This window comes from Sandaracinobacteroides sayramensis (assembly GCF_022014495.1).
GTDB classification, from domain to species: domain Bacteria; phylum Pseudomonadota; class Alphaproteobacteria; order Sphingomonadales; family Sphingomonadaceae; genus Sandaracinobacteroides; species Sandaracinobacteroides sayramense.
Genome location: NZ_JAKLSQ010000017.1, coordinates 45629 through 60018, shown reverse-complemented (window position 1 = coordinate 60018; position 14390 = coordinate 45629). Strand labels below are relative to the sequence as shown.

Genomic DNA, 14390 nt, shown 5'->3' with positions numbered 1-14390 from the left:
GGGGGTGCAGGGGCGTCACGCCCCTGCTGGGTCCAGGGCAAAGCCCTGGCCGCCGGAGGCGCAAAAACCCCCACCATCCCGAGTTGAACAACCCCCCGCCAAAGCATAGCCTCCCGCAGGGGTGGATATTTCGATTCTCCCCGAAGGCCGCAAAAAGAAAGCCGGAACCCGCCATTGAACCCCAAAGCCCGATACCTACTTCAACCTTAAGAGGAGGAGCATACCCATGTACGAGCGCATCGAGGCCCCGTCGCATGTGGTGGCGGTGAAGCTGGGCGAAACCCTCACCGCCGAGGAGATCGAGCGGCTTTACCGCGAGGTCGGCGAGGCGCTGGAGAAGCTGACCGCGCACGACAGGCTCAGCTATTATGTCGATGCCAGCTCATGGTCCCATGTCGGGCTGGAAGCGATGCTGGAGGGGCTGAAGCAGCGTTTCCTGCATCTGGGCTGGCTCAGCCGTTTCGATCGGGTCGGCCTCGTCACCGACAATGCCGTGCTGCGCGGCACCATTTCCCTTTTCGATGCGATCACCCCGCACATGTCGCTGAAGTCCTTCACGCCGGACGAGGCGGAGGCAGGGCTGAAGTGGGTCGCCCGCGCCTGAGGCACACTTGCCGGGGCGGGAAAAGGGGCGGATAAGGATCGAAATGCGCGAGATTGTGTTCGACACGGAAACCACCGGCCTCGACCCTCGGGATGGGCACCGGCTGGTGGAATTCGCCGGGGTCGAGCTGGTGGAGCGGATGCCGACCGGCCGCCACCTGCATTTCTACACCAACCCCGGCCGCTCCATGCCGCTGGAGGCGGAGCAGGTGCACGGCCTCAGTGAGGAATTTCTGCGCGACAAGCCGAAGTTCCGCGAAAAGGCGGGCGAACTGGTCGCCTTCCTGGGCGACGCCATCCTCGTCGCCCACAACGCCCAGTTCGACATGCGCTTCCTCAATTTCGAGCTGGAGCACGCCGGGTTGAAGCCGCTGGACAGCGGCCGCGTGGTGGACACGCTGGATCTCTCGCGCAAGCGCTTCCCCGGCGCCAAGCACACGCTGGACGCGCTTTGCACCCGCTTCGGGATCGACCGTTCCGCCCGCATCCTCCACGGCGCGCTGATCGACGCGGAACTGCTGGCCGACGTCTATATCGAACTGACGGGCGGCCGGCAGATCGGCTTCGACCTCAGCGTCTCGGCTTCCATCCGCGAAGTGGTGGATACGGTCAGCTGGCCGGTCCGGGATTTCCCCCTGCCGGCGGAGGACGAGGCCGCGCACCGCGCCTTTCTGGACAAGATGAAGGAGCCGCTCTGGCGAAAGTCCGTCTGAGCGGGAACATGCGAAGGAGAAGTGAAATGGACATCCGGGTAGCTGGCCATCAGGTGGAAACGGGTCAGGCGTTCCGGGTTCATGTGAACGACCGGCTGCGGGCCATCGCCGACACCTATTTCAAGCGGGCGATCGGCGCGACGGTCACGCTGGGGCCGGGCCCCTACGACAGCTTCCAGTGCGACATCGTCATGCATGTGATGCAGGGCCTGGTGCTGAAGGGCTCGAACCGCGCGGCGGTGGCGCAGGTCGCCTTCGACGGCGCGGCGGACAAGATCGAAAAGCAGCTCCGCCGCTACATGCGCCGGCTGAAGGACAAGTCGGGCAGCATTTCGCTCGCCGAGCTGCCGCTGGCGGACCTGCCGGACAATGCCGAATACCGCATCTTCGAAGCCGCCGCCGAGCAGGAGGAAGCGCCGGACGCGCCGCTCACCATCGCCGAAACCCGGGTGGACATCCCGGAAAGCAGCGTGTCCGACGCGGTGATGATGCTGGACCTGCGCAACACCACGGCCCTGTTGTTCAAGAATTCCCGCACGGGATCGCTCAACATGGTCTATCGCCGGGAGGACGGAAACATAGGCTGGGTGGAACCCCGGGCCTGAGGCCAGAGTTCAGGGAGGCTTGGAAGGCGGCCTGACGCGGCCGCCTTCCATCCGCTAGAGGGGGCGCATCGCCGGCGTGGCCGGCCGCCGAACAAGTAGTGAAGATGATGAAGCTGAGGGATTTACTGGGGGACGGCGCCGTCGCGTTCGATCCCTCGATCGGAAGTCAGAAGGCCGCGTTCGAACGGATAGGCGATCTGCTGGCGGCGGAAACGGATGCGCCGGCGCCGGCCATCGCGGCGGCCCTTGCGGAGCGGGAGAGGCTTGGCACCACCGGTTTCGGCGGCGGCATCGCCATTCCGCACGGGCGGGTGGCGGGCGCGGGCGAAATGCGCGCGGCGGTCGTCCGCCTGGCGCAGCCGCTGGAGTGGCAGGCGGTGGACGGCGTCCCCGTCGACCTGCTCGTCGCCCTCGTCGGGCCGGAGGAAGCCGGGGCCGGGCATCTGAAGGCGCTCGCGCTCGTCAGCCGCACGCTCAGGGACCGGGCCTTCGTCGCCAAGCTGCGCGGCGCGGCCGACGCGGGCGCGCTCTGGGCGATCCTTTCCAGCGTGGAGAAGCGGGCCGCATGAGCCCCAGTGCAAGTTCCCGGGCGAGCCCCCGCACGCATCTCGACGGGCTGGAACGGCTCTACGCCCGGGCGCCCGTCAACAGCGTCTTCCGTTCCAGGCTCGGCATCCCCGAGGCCGGCCGGGCGGAAATTCGCTTCGCGGTGACGCGGGAGATGTTCCACGCCGCCGGCGCCGCCCATGGCACCATCTATTTCAAGATGCTGGACGACGCCGCCTTCTACGCCGCCAATTCCATGGTGGAGGACCAGTTCGTCCTCACCACCCAGTTCAACCTCTTCCTCACCCGGCCGGTGAAGGCGGAGCCGTTGCTCGCCGTCGGCCAATGGGTTTCGGGCCAGCGCCGGGTGGTGATCGCCGAAAGCCGCCTGCTGGACGCGCAAGGGGAGGAAGTGGCGCGCGGGCAGGGCACCTTCATGCGCTCGCGCATCCTTCTGCGAGACCTGCCCGGCTATCTCCCCGACGATGGCGATGGCTGAGCCGCAGCCGCCGGCCAGCCTTCTCGTTCCCGCCATCGTCCGGCAGGTGCAGGCGGACGGCGGCTTCGCGACCGTCCTCGCCAAGGGCAGCCCCTTCGGCTCGGCCCTGCTGATCGTTACCCGCGAAGGCCAAAAAGTCGAGGCTTTTGAAAAGCTTCCCAGCCTCGACGACGCCCCCCGCTGGCGCCTCGCCGCCGAGGGGGACTCGGCCGTCGCCCAGTTCGTCGAGCGGCAGCGCCGTTTCGATACGGACCTCTGGGTGCTGGAACTGGATATCGCTCGGCCTGCACGGTTCGTCCCGGGATTGCCCTCCGCTTAGTTGACCCTTTCCGGGTCATGAACCATGCGCGCGCCGTGCACTGTGACGGGTCCATGACACCCCCCGCGAATTCGGGATGGGTTGGCCGGTCGGGAACCCAGGCGGGTTCCGGCAGCGTACCGGCCATTCCGGGCAGGATGGCTGGCATGGAAAGCGCGGTTCGCGCGTGATTCGGCCCTGGCGGCTCCTCGATGGGGGCGCCAGCCCCGCATCCGCAGCCCCAGGAACCGCGAGCGACGAGTATCTGATGCGCAATCCCGTTCGGGCTGCCGCCCTCCTGGCCGCCGCTGTGCTGCTGCTGGCCGCCGGCGAAGCCCCCAATGGCGACCTTCAATTTCTGAACGAAATCGAATCCCCCGGCGCCGAGGCCCTTCCGGAGCCCGCGCCTTTCGTGGAACTGGCTCACGACTTTCCCGAGCCCGAGCTAGGCATGATCCTGCCGGAAGCCGGCAGCCTGACGAATCTGGTGGCCGGAGTCCGCGAAATGGAAGCCGGCAAGATGGACAGCCAGTCCAACTGCCTCGCCACCGCCGTCTATTTCGAAGCCAAGGGCGAACCGCTCGACGGCCAGCTCGCCGTGGCGCAGGTGATCCTGAACCGCGTGGAAGACGGCCGCTTCGGCCGCGACATCTGCGCCGTGGTGAAGGCGCCCAGGCAGTTCGGCTTCGTGAAGGCCGGCGCGCCGCTTCCCACGCCCACCAACGCCCGCGCCTGGGAGATCGCCCGGGCGGTCGCCCTCATCGCCATTTCGGGCAGCTGGCAGGAAATCGTGCCGGATGCCACGCACTTCCACGCCACGCGCGTGAATCCCGGCTGGAAGCTCCGCCGGGTGGCCACCGTCGGCCAGCACATCTTCTATCGCTGATCCCGGGGAGGGGAACAGGGGCGGCAGCCATCGGCCGCCGCCCCTGAAGCGTCTTTTCTCCGAAAGTCCGAAGGGGCTCTGCCCCTTCACCCCGGCAGGGGAATGATTCCCCTGCACCCCCTGTTCTCGACGCAGCGCCGGGCATAGCCGTCACCCCGCGTCCAGCTTCCCGCCGGCGCAGAATCGCGTCCCATCAGGAAAAGCGCGCTGCCCGCCGGTTCAGAAAGGCATCCACCCCTTCGGCGAAATCCGCCCCGGCGAAGGCGTCGCCGAACAGCGCCTCGGTCTCAGCGTCATCCTCCACCTGCCCGTCCAGAATCCGCCGGACCATAAGCTTCGATTCGCGGACGCTGTGCGAGGAAACCCCGGCGATCGCCTCCGCCAGCGCTTCCGCTTCCGCCAGCGGATCGTCCGCCAGAACATCCGCCAGCCCGATCCGCAGCGCTTCCGCCGCCGGCAGAAGCTGCGCGGTGAACAGGATGCGCTTCGCCTGCGAAGGCCCCACCAGATCGACCAGCAGCTTGGTGTCGTGCAGCGAATAGACCAGGCCGAGCTTCGCCGGCGTGATCCCGAACCGCGCCTCCGGCCCCGCCACCCGCAGGTCGCAGGCGATCGCCAGCCCGCAGCCGCCGCCGACGCAATCGCCTTCGATCGCGGCGATCACCGGTTTTCCGGCCCGCGCCAGCCGCCGCTGCGCTTCGGCGATGGCTGTCTGGTTGCGCGCCCGCCAGGCCGGATCGCGCGCGCCAGCCGCGAACTCGGCGATATCGGCGCCCGCCGAAAAGGCGCCGCCCCCGGCCGAGGCCATCAGGATCACCCGCACCGCCGAATCCGCCAGCAGCCGGTCCAGCGCCACGGGCAGCTCTTCCCACATCGCCTGGGTGAAGGCGTTGCGCTTCGAAGCCCGGTCGATCAGCAGCCGGCCGACCGCGCCCCGGCGCTCCGTCCTCAACCCCATGCGAAGGCCGCTACCGGTTCGGCTTCGGCTGCGATATGGGGTCGTCCGCGCCCACATCGATGCAATGCACGCCGTTCACCGCCGGCCGCAGCCGCCAGTCGCGCACCGAAAGCGCCCGCGAGGCATCCCGCCGCCCGGCGGCCCGATGCGCTTCCATCGTCGGCCGGCTGAACTCATAGCCGCGCGCCTTGCCGCCATAAGCCTTCTGCCGATAGATGATCTGCGCGATCTCGATATGCTGCTCGCAGGCGAATTCCCGCAGGGTCCGCAGTTCCTGCGCGCTCAGCAGGGCCAGGTCGGGGCTGCAACTGTCCAGCACCCGCCGCACCACCTGCCGCGCCGGCGACAGTCCGGTTTCCAGATTGGTGTTCAGCCGCGTGCGGCTGGCATAGCGGATGTCCTGCGCCCGCGTCTCGGCGTCCAGCAGCGATTCCGGGAAAGGCCCCTCGGCCGGGAACAGGTCCACCTGGAAGATATTCTTGTCGAACTCGGTGCCTTCGTCCAGCACATGCTGCAGCGGCGCGTTGGAGGCGATTCCGCCATCCCAATACCAGTCGTCGCCGATCTCCACCGGCGGGAAGCCGGGCGGCAGCGCGCCAGAGGCCATCACATGCCGCGCGTCGATCCGCACATGGTCCCGCCCGCCCTTCGAATCGAAGAAATGCATCCGCCCGGTGGTCACGCTGACGGCGCCCACCGCCATCCGCATCGGCCCGTCGTTCAGATAATCCCAGTCGATCAGCTCGTCGAGCGTCTGGCGGAGCGGCTCGGTGTCGTAATAGCTGATGGCGCCGAGCGTGCCCTTGGGCTGCAGTTTCGAGGGCGGGAAGCGCGGCTGGAAGAAGCCACGCACCCCGGTCGTCGCGATCCAGGCCGCCGCCCCTTCCGACCACAGCTCGCGCATCGGTCCGTCGGGAATGGCGAAAGCCGGCGCCAGCCCGGCGGAAACCCTTTCCCAGAAGGCCACCAGCGCCGGCAGCCGCTCGCCCGGCCGGTTGCCGGCGATCAGCGCGGCGTTGATGGCGCCGATCGAAATGCCGCAGACCCAGTCCGGGGCGACATCCATCGCCGCCAGTTCCTCGCAGACGCCCAGATGATAGGCGCCCAGCGCCCCGCCACCCTGCAGCACCAGCACATTCATATGCGGCTGCCGCGCATCGGGCGGCGTGTCGCAATATCTGACCACGGGTTCGTCTCGCAACCGTCCTGACATAGGTCACCCTTCTCCGCGCAGCTGCTCCATCGCCGGTCGCAATGCCCGCACATCATAGCCCGCCGCCAGCGCCTGGTCGATCAGCGTATCCGGGTCCTCGCCCCGGCTCGCGGACGCCAGCGCCCACAGCATGGTGGAGCGCGTGCCGGATCGGCAATAGGCCAGCACCGGCCGCGGCGACACCATCAGCGCCGAAAGCGCCGCCACCTGCTCCACCGAGAAACCGCTGTGGTCGACGGGAATGGCGCAATAGCCCAGCCCCGCCGCCAGCGCCGCTTCCTCGATCTCGGCGCCCGAAGGCTGGTCCGCCGCCTCGCCGTCGGGCCGGTTGTTCACGATGAAGCCGAAGCCCGCCGCCTTGATCGCCGCCACATCCTCCACCGCGATCTGCGGCGCGGCGGAAAAGCTCTCGGTCAGGCGGCGCGGCTCCAGCATGTTCAGCTCCTCAGGTCGGGCGGCCGCACATCCTCGCGCAGTTCCGCCAATATCGCGTCGAAGGCAGCCACCTGCTGCCGCTCCTCGCCCAGCCGCCGCACCGCCACCGTGCCCTCGTCCGCCTCGCGGCGGCCGACCACCAGCAGCACCGGCACCTTGGCCAGCGAATGCTCCCGCACCTTATAGTTGATCTTCTCGTTGCGAAGATCGGCCTCGGCGCGGATTCCCGCCGCCTGCAGCTTCGCCACCAGCCCTTCGGCATAGGCGTCCGCGTCGGAAACGATCGTCGCCACCACCACCTGCACCGGCGCCAGCCACAGCGGGAAGCGCCCGGCATGGTGCTCGATCAATATCCCCAGGAAGCGTTCGAACGTCCCCAGGATCGCCCGGTGCAGCATGATCGGCCGGTGCCGCTCGCCATCCTCGCCGACATAGCTCGCGTCCAGCCGCTCGGGCAGCACCCGGTCGGACTGGATGGTTCCTACCTGCCAGGTGCGGCCGATGGCGTCCGTCAGGTGGAACTCCAGCTTCGGCGCATAAAAGGCGCCCTCGCCCGGCAGCTCCTCGAAGCCGTCCTTGATCGCCTGCGGCAGGTTGGAGGCCATCACCGCCCGGCGCAGCTCCTCCTCCGACTTGTCCCACATCTCCTCGGAGCCGAAGCGCTTCTCCGGCCGCAAGGCCAGCTTCACCGCATAATCGTCGAAGCCGAGGTCATGGTAGACGGAATTCAGCAGGTCGATGAACCCCGCCACCTCGCCCACAAGCTGGTCCTCGCGGCAGAAGATATGCGCGTCGTCCTGCGTGAACTGCCGCACCCGCATGATTCCGTGCAGCGCGCCATGCGGCTCGTTGCGGTGGCAGCAGCCGAACTCCGCCATCCGCAAGGGCAGGTCGCGGTAGCTTTTGATCCCCTGCCGGAAGATCAGCACATGCGCCGGGCAGTTCATCGGTTTCAGCGCCATCCAGTCGGCGGCGTCGGAAACGATCGGCCCCTCGTCCCCGGTGTTCGGCACCTCGTCCGGGATCACGAACATATTCTCGCGATACTTGCCCCAGTGGCCGCTTTGCTCCCACTGCTTCGCGTCCATCACCTGCGGAGTCTTCACCTCCACATAGCCGGCCGCGTCCAGCCGGCGGCGCATATAGGCTTCCAGCTGCCGCCAGATCATATAGCCCTTGGGGTGCCAGAACACGCTGCCATGCGCTTCGGACTGCAAATGGAACAGGTCCATTTCCGCGCCGAGCTTGCGGTGGTCGCGCTTCGCGGCCTCCTCCAGCATCGTCAGATGCGCGTCCAGCTGCTTCCGGTTCAGCCAGCCGGTGCCGTAAATGCGCGACAATTGCGGATTGCGCTGATCCCCGCGCCAGTAAGCCCCCGACACCCGCGTCAGCTTGAACGCCGCCGGGTCCAGCTTGCCGGTGGAGGGCAGATGCGGCCCCCGGCACATGTCCATCCAGTCGTCGCCGGACCAGTAGACGGAAAGCGCCTCGCCCTCGGGCAGCTCCACCGCCCACTCGGCCTTGAAGCTTTCCCCTTGCGCCTGCCACTTCTCGATCAGCGCGTCCCGGCTCCACTCTTCCCGGCGCAGCGGCTTGTCGGCGGCGATGATCCGCCGCATCTCCGCCTCGATCCCCGGAAGCTCCTCGTCGGTGAACGGCCCCCGCCCGGCCGGCGGCGCCAGATCGTAATAAAAGCCGTCGTCCGTCGCCGGCCCGAAGGTGATCTGCGTCCCCGGATACAGCGCCTGCACCGCCTCCGCCAGCACATGCGCGAAATCGTGCCGCACCAGCTCCAGCGCGTCGGCCTCGTCTTTCGCCGTCACGATCGCCAGCTTGGCGTCGGCGTTTATAGGGCGCTCCAGATCGAGCACCTCCCCATCGACACGCGCCGCCAGCGCCGCCTTCGCCAGCCCCGGCCCGATCGCCCGCGCCACATCCCCCGCGGTAGTCCCGGCGGCGACTTCGCGCACCGAGCCATCGGGAAGGGTAAGGCGGATAAGGGCGGACACGGGAAACTCCTTGCTTGAAAACGGGCCTCCCTACCGGGTCGGCAGGGGGGAGGGCAAGGGCAGGGCCCGCGCGTCAGCGGGGCACGCCTCCGGCGGCCAGGGCTTTGCCCTGGACCCAGCAGGGGCGTGACGCCCCTGCACCCCCGATTCTCGGTTAAACGCGGCAAGTTTGGGCTGAAGGTCGAGTGTTTATTGCCTGCGGCGCCGAGCTTGTGGATTTTCAACCGCCATCTCCACCGTCACCCCGGGCTTGACCCGGGGTCCAGCTTCCGCGCGCGCTAAGGTTCGCCGATCATGCCCGAATGGCGGGCAAAAACAGCTGGACCCCGGGTCAAGCCCGGGGTGACGAATTGCGTAGTTCCAAAGCGCCGCAGGCAATCAATCCCTTCACCGGCACAGCGCCGCAATCGATCCACCCAGGCAAACCAAAAGAGGGTGCAGGGAAATCATTTCCCTGCTGGGTCCAGGGCAAAGCCCTGGCCGCCGGAGGCAAAAACCCCGCCCCCGCCAACCCGGCTCAGGAATCCAAAGCCCGCCGCAACTGGTTGATATCCCGATCCAGTTCATGGTCGGTCGCGCGCAGTTCTTCGATCCGCTTCACCGCGTGCATCACGGTGGTATGGTCGCGCCCGCCGAACCGCCGGCCGATTTCGGGCAGCGATCGCGGCGTCAGCATCTTCGCCAGATACATCGCCACCTGCCGCGGCCTTGCCACCTCGCGCGCGCGCCGGGGGGAGATCAGGTCGTTGATCTTCAGCGCATAATGGTCGGCGACGCGGCGCTGGATCTCGTCGATGGTCAGCTTGCGCGAGTGGGCGCGCAGCACGTCGGCCAGCACTTCGCGGGTGAAGTCCAGGTCCAGCTTGCGGCCGACGAGGTTGCCATAGGCGATGACGCGGTTCAGCGCCCCTTCCAGCTCGCGGACGTTGGCGACGATCTTGCGCGCCAGGAACTGCACCACATCGTCCGGCACATCGGTGCCGGGCATGGCGGAGAGCTTGGTCTTCAGGATGTTGTAGCGCAGCTCGAAGTCGGCGGGGTTGATGTCCGCCACCAGCCCCCAGGCGAGGCGGGAGAGGATTCGCGACTCGATGCCTTCCAGATTCTGCGGCGAGCGGTCGGCCGAGATCACCAGCCAGCGGCCGGCGGAGATGATCTCGTTCATCGTGTGGAAGAATTCCTCCTGCGTCGAATCCTTGCCGGCGATGAACTGCACATCGTCCACCATCAGCAGGTCGGCGGAGCGCAGGCGCCGCTTGAAGCTGATGGTGTCGCGGGCGCGCAGCGCCGCCAGGAACTCCACCATGAAGCGCTCGGCCGACAGATAGACGACCTTGGCCTTCGGGTTCGCGGCCAGCACCTGCGAGCCGATGGCGTGCATCAGGTGGGTCTTGCCGAGCCCGGTCGGGCCATGCAGGAACAGCGGGTTGAAGCCGGCGGCCTTGCCGGAGGTGACGGCGGACGCCATTGCCTGACCGGCGTTGAAGGCCAGCTCGTTCGATTTGCCGACCACGAAGCTGTCGAAGCTGTAGCGCGGCTCGAAGTTCACCGGCTCGCCGGCATCCGCTTCCGCCGGGGCGGCTTCGGGGGCCTCTTCGGAGACGATGGCGGCGCCCGCCCCCACTTCGATCGCCCCCACTTCGATCGCCACGTTGCGGATTCCGGGGATGTGCGCGGCGAAGGCATGGCGCAGCCGGTCGGCGAAGTGATTCTTCACCCAGTCGGCCATGAAGCGCGACGGCACCGCCAGCCGCACCTCGCCGCCGCTCACCGACAGCAGCTGCAACGGCTTCAGCCAGCTGTTGAAGGTCTTCTCGCCCACGTCCGACAGCAGATGCGCGCGCACCAGCCCCCAGGTCCGCAGCGCATCGGCGTTCAATCCTCCGGCCGAATCGGCGCGGCTGGCGCCCTGCTGGCGCAGGGGCTCCGCGGGCATGGAAGTCTGGGCGGGCGGGAAAGGCTGCATGGGTTGGGATCTGCCGGGAACTGGAGGAACTGGTGGCGCGGGAAGGCGCCGGAGCGCAAGGGCGATGGCGGGCCGGTCAGCCCTTGGTCACCCCTGCGGGCAGATCGGGCTTTGCGAGGAAGAGGCGGGAGGGCCAGGAAAAGGGCCGGGGAAAGCCCGATGATCGCAGCCGGGCGGCCCGCAGGCGCGCGCCGGACGACCGGCGCACGATCCCCTTCGGGAGCGTCCGAAACTGGCTGCGATCCGATTCTGGCCCCATCAGTCTCACGACCTCCCCACATAGGAACGGGCTTTCGCCCACAAACAAGGCCCTCTCGCGGGAAGACTTCCCGCAAGCCGGCCAAGGCGCCTGAACCCGGTTACCCACGGCCCGTGCGCGACTCTCTTGAACTGCCGGTCTCTCACCCTCGAAAGCGTCCGGGGCGACTCGCCCCTTTCCCTCTCTCAGGCCGGTCGGACCGGCTGTGTGCGGGGACTAAAACAGCCTAGGCGGGCGGGCACAAGGCCGCAAAATTCACGGAACTGAAAATAATTCGATTGACAGCCCAAGCGGCGGATTTCCCAGCTATTTTCTATAAGATACAGAAAATTAAGGGAAAAATTGTGACGTTCTCATTGCAAATTCGCGAATCGGCTGACACAGCCGAATCTCCAGGCCGATTCCGGGGGGAGAAATGTGACAATGGGGCGCAGTCCCGCACGACCGGTCGCCCCACAGTCGCGGCAAGCCGCCTAAAGCCTCTGAAACACCCGCTCGGCCTGCCGGCGCGCATCGAGCGCACAAGAAAGGCGGCGCAACCGCCGCCCGAAACCCGGCCTCGATGGAAAAGCCGCCCGGCAGAGCCAGGGCGGCCCGAATCGCTCAGCCGAGCGCGGACACCCGCTTCGACAGCCGCGAATATTTGCGCGAAGCGGTGTTCTTGTGAATCACGCCCTTGGCCACGCCCCGCGCCATCTCGGGCTGCGCCGCCTTCAGCGCCGCTTCCGCCGCAACCTTGTCGCCCGCGGCGATGGCCGACTCGACCTTCTTCACATGCGTGCGAATCCGCGAAAGACGCGCCTTGTTGACAGCCGCGCGCCGCTCGTTGCGACGAATGCGCTTTTCGGCCTGCGGAGTGTTCGCCATCTCGTCCAGTCACCTTCGAAGAATCAAAAAAAGCCACCGGCCAGGCAAAGCCATCCGGAAAGGCGGCGCTCATAGCCTCGAGGGGATGGCCAGTCAAGATTGCACCCTCCCGGCTGCCGACGGACTGGTGAAGATGTCCTCGATCGAAAGCTGGAACAACTCGGCGATGCGGAAGGCCAGGGGCAGCGACGGGTCGTAACGGCCGGTCTCGATGGCGATCACGCTCTGTCGCGAGATATCCAGCCGTTCGGCCAGTTCCTGCTGGCTCCAGCCGCGTTCGGCGCGCAGCGCCTTCAGCCGGTTGATCACTGATCCGTCCGGGCGCGCAGCCGCTGGATACAGGCGGCCGTGCTGCATCCCACCACCCAGAGCACGGGCCACCAGCTGGCCGCAATATGCGGCACGAAGCCGAACAGCTCCAGAAACCCCCACAGCGTCATAGCCGCCAGCAGCAGGCCGGTGACGGCCAGCAACAACCGTACCTGCACCATGCGCACATATTCGTCTGTCTCTTCCGAAAGATAGCGCCCCATCATCCAGAAGAAGCCGCAGAAGGGAATCGCCGGCAGCGCCGCCAGCAGCACGGCAAGCGGCCCGGAAACCAGCTGCAGCTTCAGCAGATAGGCGGTGGGCAGCAACAGCGTGGCATAAGCGATGGCGAGCCACAGGACGCGGCGATTGTATCGCTGTTGGGCGGATGAACTGTGCACGGCGCTTCTCCTTGCAATGTGAAGGAAGCTTTACATGCAAAGGTGACTTCTCGTCAAGCAAGCTTTACATTCAGCACTGGCAGCAGGGGCAATCAAAGGTCGACCGCCCCGCCTGCACGCGCCGCCGGATCGGTCCGCCACAGGCCGGGCAATCGCCGGCCTCCCGGCCATAGACGCGGAAGCTGTGCTGGAAATAGCCGAGCTCGCCCGAAACCTGCGCATGATCGCGCAGGGTTGATCCGCCGGCCTCGATGGCGGCTGCCAGCACCCGTTTCACGGCGTCCGCCAACCGGGTCAGCCGGGTGGCGGAGATTTGCCCCGCCTGTCGGGCGGGATCGATTCGCGCCTCGAACAGCGCTTCGGAGGCGTAGATATTGCCGATGCCCGCCACCACTTGCTGGTCCAGCAGCAGCGCCTTGATCGATGTGGCCCGCCCTTGTGCGCGGGCCGCGAGATATTCGCCCGAGAAATCGCCCGACATCGGCTCCGGCCCCAGCCCGGCGAGCAGCCGGTGCCGGCCGGCTTCGGCCGTGGGCGCGAGGTGCATGGAGCCGAATCGGCGGTGGTCGTTGTAGGCAAGCGTCAGGCCGTCCAGCTCGAACAGCACATGGTCGTGAACGCCGGGCTCGCCCTGCAGCTGGTGGAACTTGCCGGACATGCCGAGGTGGAAGATCAGCGTATCGCTGCGGTCGGTTTCCATCAGGCCATATTTGGCGCGTCGGCGGAGGGCAGTGACGGTGGCGCCGGACAGGCGCTGGCCGAGATCGTCGGGCAGCGGCCAGCGCAGGTCCGGGCGGCGGGCGATCACCCGCGCCAGCCGGCGATTCACCAGCAGCAGCGAAAGGCCGCGCACCACGGTTTCGACTTCGGGCAGTTCAGGCATGCTGTCTCTCTTGTGGCCGGAAATTCCTTATGCGGCCGTGGAAGTGGCACTGCATATCGCTTCGCGCTAGGGGTGGCGCATGGCTGACAGCGAACAACTGGTTTCACTGGGTTTCCGCGATGTGGCGCCCGAGGAAAAGACCCGCGCGGTGGGCGATATCTTCCACCGAGTCGCCTCGCGCTACGACATCATGAACGACCTGATGTCGGGCGGCCTCCACCGCCTGTGGAAAGACGAGTTCGTCCGCCTGCTGAAGCCGCAGCCGCACGAGAACATCCTCGACCTTGCCGGCGGCACCGGAGACATCGCCTTCCGCATCGCCGCGCGCGGCGCCCATGTCACGGTGGCCGACATCAACCCCGGCATGCTCGGCGTCGGCCGCGAGCGGGCGGAGAAGCGCGGCCTCGGCCACCTCGATTTCGTGGAAGCCAACGCCGAGGAAATGCCCTTCGCCGACCGGAGCTTCGACGCCGTAACCATCGCCTTCGGCATCCGCAACGTCACCGACATCCCGAAGGCGCTACGCGACATCCGCCGCACGCTGAAATGGGGCGGCCGCTTCTACTGCCTGGAATTCTCCGCCAGCGAGTGGCCCGGATTCGCGAAGCTCTACGACCTCTACACCCTGAACCTCGTCCCCAAGGTGGGCGCGGTCGTCGCCGACGACGAGGAAGCCTATCGCTACCTCGCCGAATCCATCAAACGCTTCCCGGACATGGGAAATTTCGCCCGCATGATCGAGGAGGCCGGCTTCCGGCAGGTGAAGGCGCGCCCAATCCTCGGCGGAGCGGTGGCGATTCACAGCGGGTGGAAATATTGATGGCGGGGAAGGGAAGGGGCTCTGCCCCTTCACCCCGGCAGGGGCCTGTAGGCCCCTGCACCCCGGAAAGCGTTCGGTGGGGCTGATTCGGATGCAGCGCCAGATCACCCACGCCGGAAG

General features: G+C 67.2%; 17 protein-coding genes. 8 read left to right on the top strand and 9 right to left on the bottom strand.

The features are described 5' to 3' along the window. Positions 1 to 226 precede the first annotated feature (226 nt). The 7 genes from L6Q21_RS12905 (at position 227) to L6Q21_RS12875 (ending at position 4150) form a co-directional block, all read left to right on the top strand. Positions 227 to 604: a SpoIIAA family protein gene (locus L6Q21_RS12905; RefSeq protein ID WP_237831179.1), complete on the top strand. Its 378-nt coding sequence runs from the start codon at positions 227 to 229 to the stop codon at positions 602 to 604. 43 nt (positions 605 to 647) lie between these two features. Further along, positions 648 to 1316 (top strand): DNA polymerase III subunit epsilon, encoded by a 669-nt coding sequence (gene dnaQ / locus L6Q21_RS12900; RefSeq protein WP_237831178.1) that lies wholly within the window; start codon positions 648 to 650, stop codon positions 1314 to 1316. Between the two features lie 26 nt (positions 1317 to 1342). After that, entirely contained in the window at positions 1343 to 1921 is a 579-nt protein-coding gene (hpf, locus tag L6Q21_RS12895; protein ID WP_237831177.1) for a ribosome hibernation-promoting factor, HPF/YfiA family, read from the top strand. Between the two features lie 104 nt (positions 1922 to 2025). Then, the gene (locus L6Q21_RS12890; RefSeq protein WP_237831176.1) at positions 2026 to 2490 is read left to right on the top strand and encodes a PTS sugar transporter subunit IIA; all 465 of its coding nucleotides are present in this window, start codon (positions 2026 to 2028) and stop codon (positions 2488 to 2490) included. Next, complete coding sequence (locus L6Q21_RS12885; RefSeq protein WP_237831175.1) at positions 2487 to 2966, top strand: PaaI family thioesterase; 480 nt, start codon at positions 2487 to 2489, stop codon at positions 2964 to 2966. Before L6Q21_RS12890 ends, L6Q21_RS12885 begins: the two co-directional genes overlap by 4 nt. Then, positions 2953 to 3285: a DUF1491 family protein gene (locus tag L6Q21_RS12880; RefSeq protein ID WP_237831174.1), complete on the top strand. Its 333-nt coding sequence runs from the start codon at positions 2953 to 2955 to the stop codon at positions 3283 to 3285. The genes L6Q21_RS12885 and L6Q21_RS12880 overlap by 14 nt, the downstream gene beginning before the upstream one ends. A 247-nt stretch (positions 3286 to 3532) precedes the next feature. Continuing rightward, entirely contained in the window at positions 3533 to 4150 is a 618-nt protein-coding gene (locus L6Q21_RS12875) for a cell wall hydrolase (protein WP_237831173.1), read from the top strand. Positions 4151 to 4343: 193 nt separating this feature from the next. On the opposite strand, the gene L6Q21_RS12870 is transcribed toward L6Q21_RS12875, so the two are convergent. The 9 genes from L6Q21_RS12870 to mutM form a co-directional block, all read right to left on the bottom strand. Beyond that, positions 4344 to 5108: an enoyl-CoA hydratase/isomerase family protein gene (locus tag L6Q21_RS12870; RefSeq protein ID WP_237831172.1), complete on the bottom strand. Its 765-nt coding sequence runs from the start codon at positions 5106 to 5108 to the stop codon at positions 4344 to 4346. A 10-nt stretch (positions 5109 to 5118) separates the two neighbouring features. After that, positions 5119 to 6294: a patatin-like phospholipase family protein gene (locus L6Q21_RS12865; protein WP_237831171.1), complete on the bottom strand. Its 1176-nt coding sequence runs from the start codon at positions 6292 to 6294 to the stop codon at positions 5119 to 5121. 30 nt (positions 6295 to 6324) lie between these two features. Then, the gene (locus L6Q21_RS12860; RefSeq protein WP_237831170.1) at positions 6325 to 6756 is read right to left on the bottom strand and encodes a protein tyrosine phosphatase family protein; all 432 of its coding nucleotides are present in this window, start codon (positions 6754 to 6756) and stop codon (positions 6325 to 6327) included. Between the two features lie 2 nt (positions 6757 to 6758). Continuing rightward, positions 6759 to 8765 carry a threonine--tRNA ligase gene (gene thrS / locus L6Q21_RS12855; RefSeq protein WP_237831169.1) on the bottom strand — a complete coding sequence of 669 codons (2007 nt, stop codon included), beginning with the start codon at positions 8763 to 8765 and terminating at the stop codon, positions 6759 to 6761. 517 nt (positions 8766 to 9282) lie between these two features. Next, the gene (dnaA, locus tag L6Q21_RS12850) at positions 9283 to 10701 is read right to left on the bottom strand and encodes a chromosomal replication initiator protein DnaA (RefSeq protein WP_237831168.1); all 1419 of its coding nucleotides are present in this window, start codon (positions 10699 to 10701) and stop codon (positions 9283 to 9285) included. Positions 10702 to 11593: 892 nt separating this feature from the next. Next, positions 11594 to 11857 carry a 30S ribosomal protein S20 gene (gene rpsT / locus L6Q21_RS12845; RefSeq protein WP_237831167.1) on the bottom strand — a complete coding sequence of 88 codons (264 nt, stop codon included), beginning with the start codon at positions 11855 to 11857 and terminating at the stop codon, positions 11594 to 11596. Positions 11858 to 11950: 93 nt separating this feature from the next. After that, complete coding sequence (locus L6Q21_RS12840; RefSeq protein ID WP_237831166.1) at positions 11951 to 12166, bottom strand: helix-turn-helix transcriptional regulator; 216 nt, start codon at positions 12164 to 12166, stop codon at positions 11951 to 11953. Then, positions 12163 to 12567: a hypothetical protein gene (locus tag L6Q21_RS12835; protein ID WP_237831165.1), complete on the bottom strand. Its 405-nt coding sequence runs from the start codon at positions 12565 to 12567 to the stop codon at positions 12163 to 12165. Before L6Q21_RS12835 ends, L6Q21_RS12840 begins: the two co-directional genes overlap by 4 nt. A 70-nt stretch (positions 12568 to 12637) precedes the next feature. After that, entirely contained in the window at positions 12638 to 13450 is an 813-nt protein-coding gene (mutM, locus tag L6Q21_RS12830; protein WP_237831164.1) for a bifunctional DNA-formamidopyrimidine glycosylase/DNA-(apurinic or apyrimidinic site) lyase, read from the bottom strand. Between the two features lie 79 nt (positions 13451 to 13529). Here mutM and ubiE point away from each other — a divergent pair, with 79 nt between their 5' ends. Then, positions 13530 to 14270 (top strand): bifunctional demethylmenaquinone methyltransferase/2-methoxy-6-polyprenyl-1,4-benzoquinol methylase UbiE, encoded by a 741-nt coding sequence (gene ubiE, locus L6Q21_RS12825; protein WP_237831163.1) that lies wholly within the window; start codon positions 13530 to 13532, stop codon positions 14268 to 14270. The last annotated feature ends 120 nt before the right edge of the window (positions 14271 to 14390 follow it).

What these genes read in the sequence shown, in the direction of transcription:
- L6Q21_RS12905 (WP_237831179.1), top strand. Translation starts at nt 227, where the DNA reads ATGTACGAGCGCATCGAGGCCCCGTCGCATGTGGTGGCGGTGAAGCTG.
- dnaQ (WP_237831178.1), top strand. Translation starts at nt 648, where the DNA reads ATGCGCGAGATTGTGTTCGACACGGAAACCACCGGCCTCGACCCTCGG.
- hpf (WP_237831177.1), top strand. Translation starts at nt 1,343, where the DNA reads ATGGACATCCGGGTAGCTGGCCATCAGGTGGAAACGGGTCAGGCGTTC.
- L6Q21_RS12890 (WP_237831176.1), top strand. Translation starts at nt 2,026, where the DNA reads ATGATGAAGCTGAGGGATTTACTGGGGGACGGCGCCGTCGCGTTCGAT.
- L6Q21_RS12885 (WP_237831175.1), top strand. Translation starts at nt 2,487, where the DNA reads ATGAGCCCCAGTGCAAGTTCCCGGGCGAGCCCCCGCACGCATCTCGAC.
- L6Q21_RS12880 (WP_237831174.1), top strand. Translation starts at nt 2,953, where the DNA reads ATGGCGATGGCTGAGCCGCAGCCGCCGGCCAGCCTTCTCGTTCCCGCC.
- L6Q21_RS12875 (WP_237831173.1), top strand. Translation starts at nt 3,533, where the DNA reads ATGCGCAATCCCGTTCGGGCTGCCGCCCTCCTGGCCGCCGCTGTGCTG.
- L6Q21_RS12870 (WP_237831172.1), bottom strand. Translation starts at nt 5,108, where the DNA reads ATGGGGTTGAGGACGGAGCGCCGGGGCGCGGTCGGCCGGCTGCTGATC.
- L6Q21_RS12860 (WP_237831170.1), bottom strand. Translation starts at nt 6,756, where the DNA reads ATGCTGGAGCCGCGCCGCCTGACCGAGAGCTTTTCCGCCGCGCCGCAG.
- dnaA (WP_237831168.1), bottom strand. Translation starts at nt 10,701, where the DNA reads ATGCCCGCGGAGCCCCTGCGCCAGCAGGGCGCCAGCCGCGCCGATTCG.
- rpsT (WP_237831167.1), bottom strand. Translation starts at nt 11,857, where the DNA reads ATGGCGAACACTCCGCAGGCCGAAAAGCGCATTCGTCGCAACGAGCGG.
- mutM (WP_237831164.1), bottom strand. Translation starts at nt 13,450, where the DNA reads ATGCCTGAACTGCCCGAAGTCGAAACCGTGGTGCGCGGCCTTTCGCTG.
- ubiE (WP_237831163.1), top strand. Translation starts at nt 13,530, where the DNA reads ATGGCTGACAGCGAACAACTGGTTTCACTGGGTTTCCGCGATGTGGCG.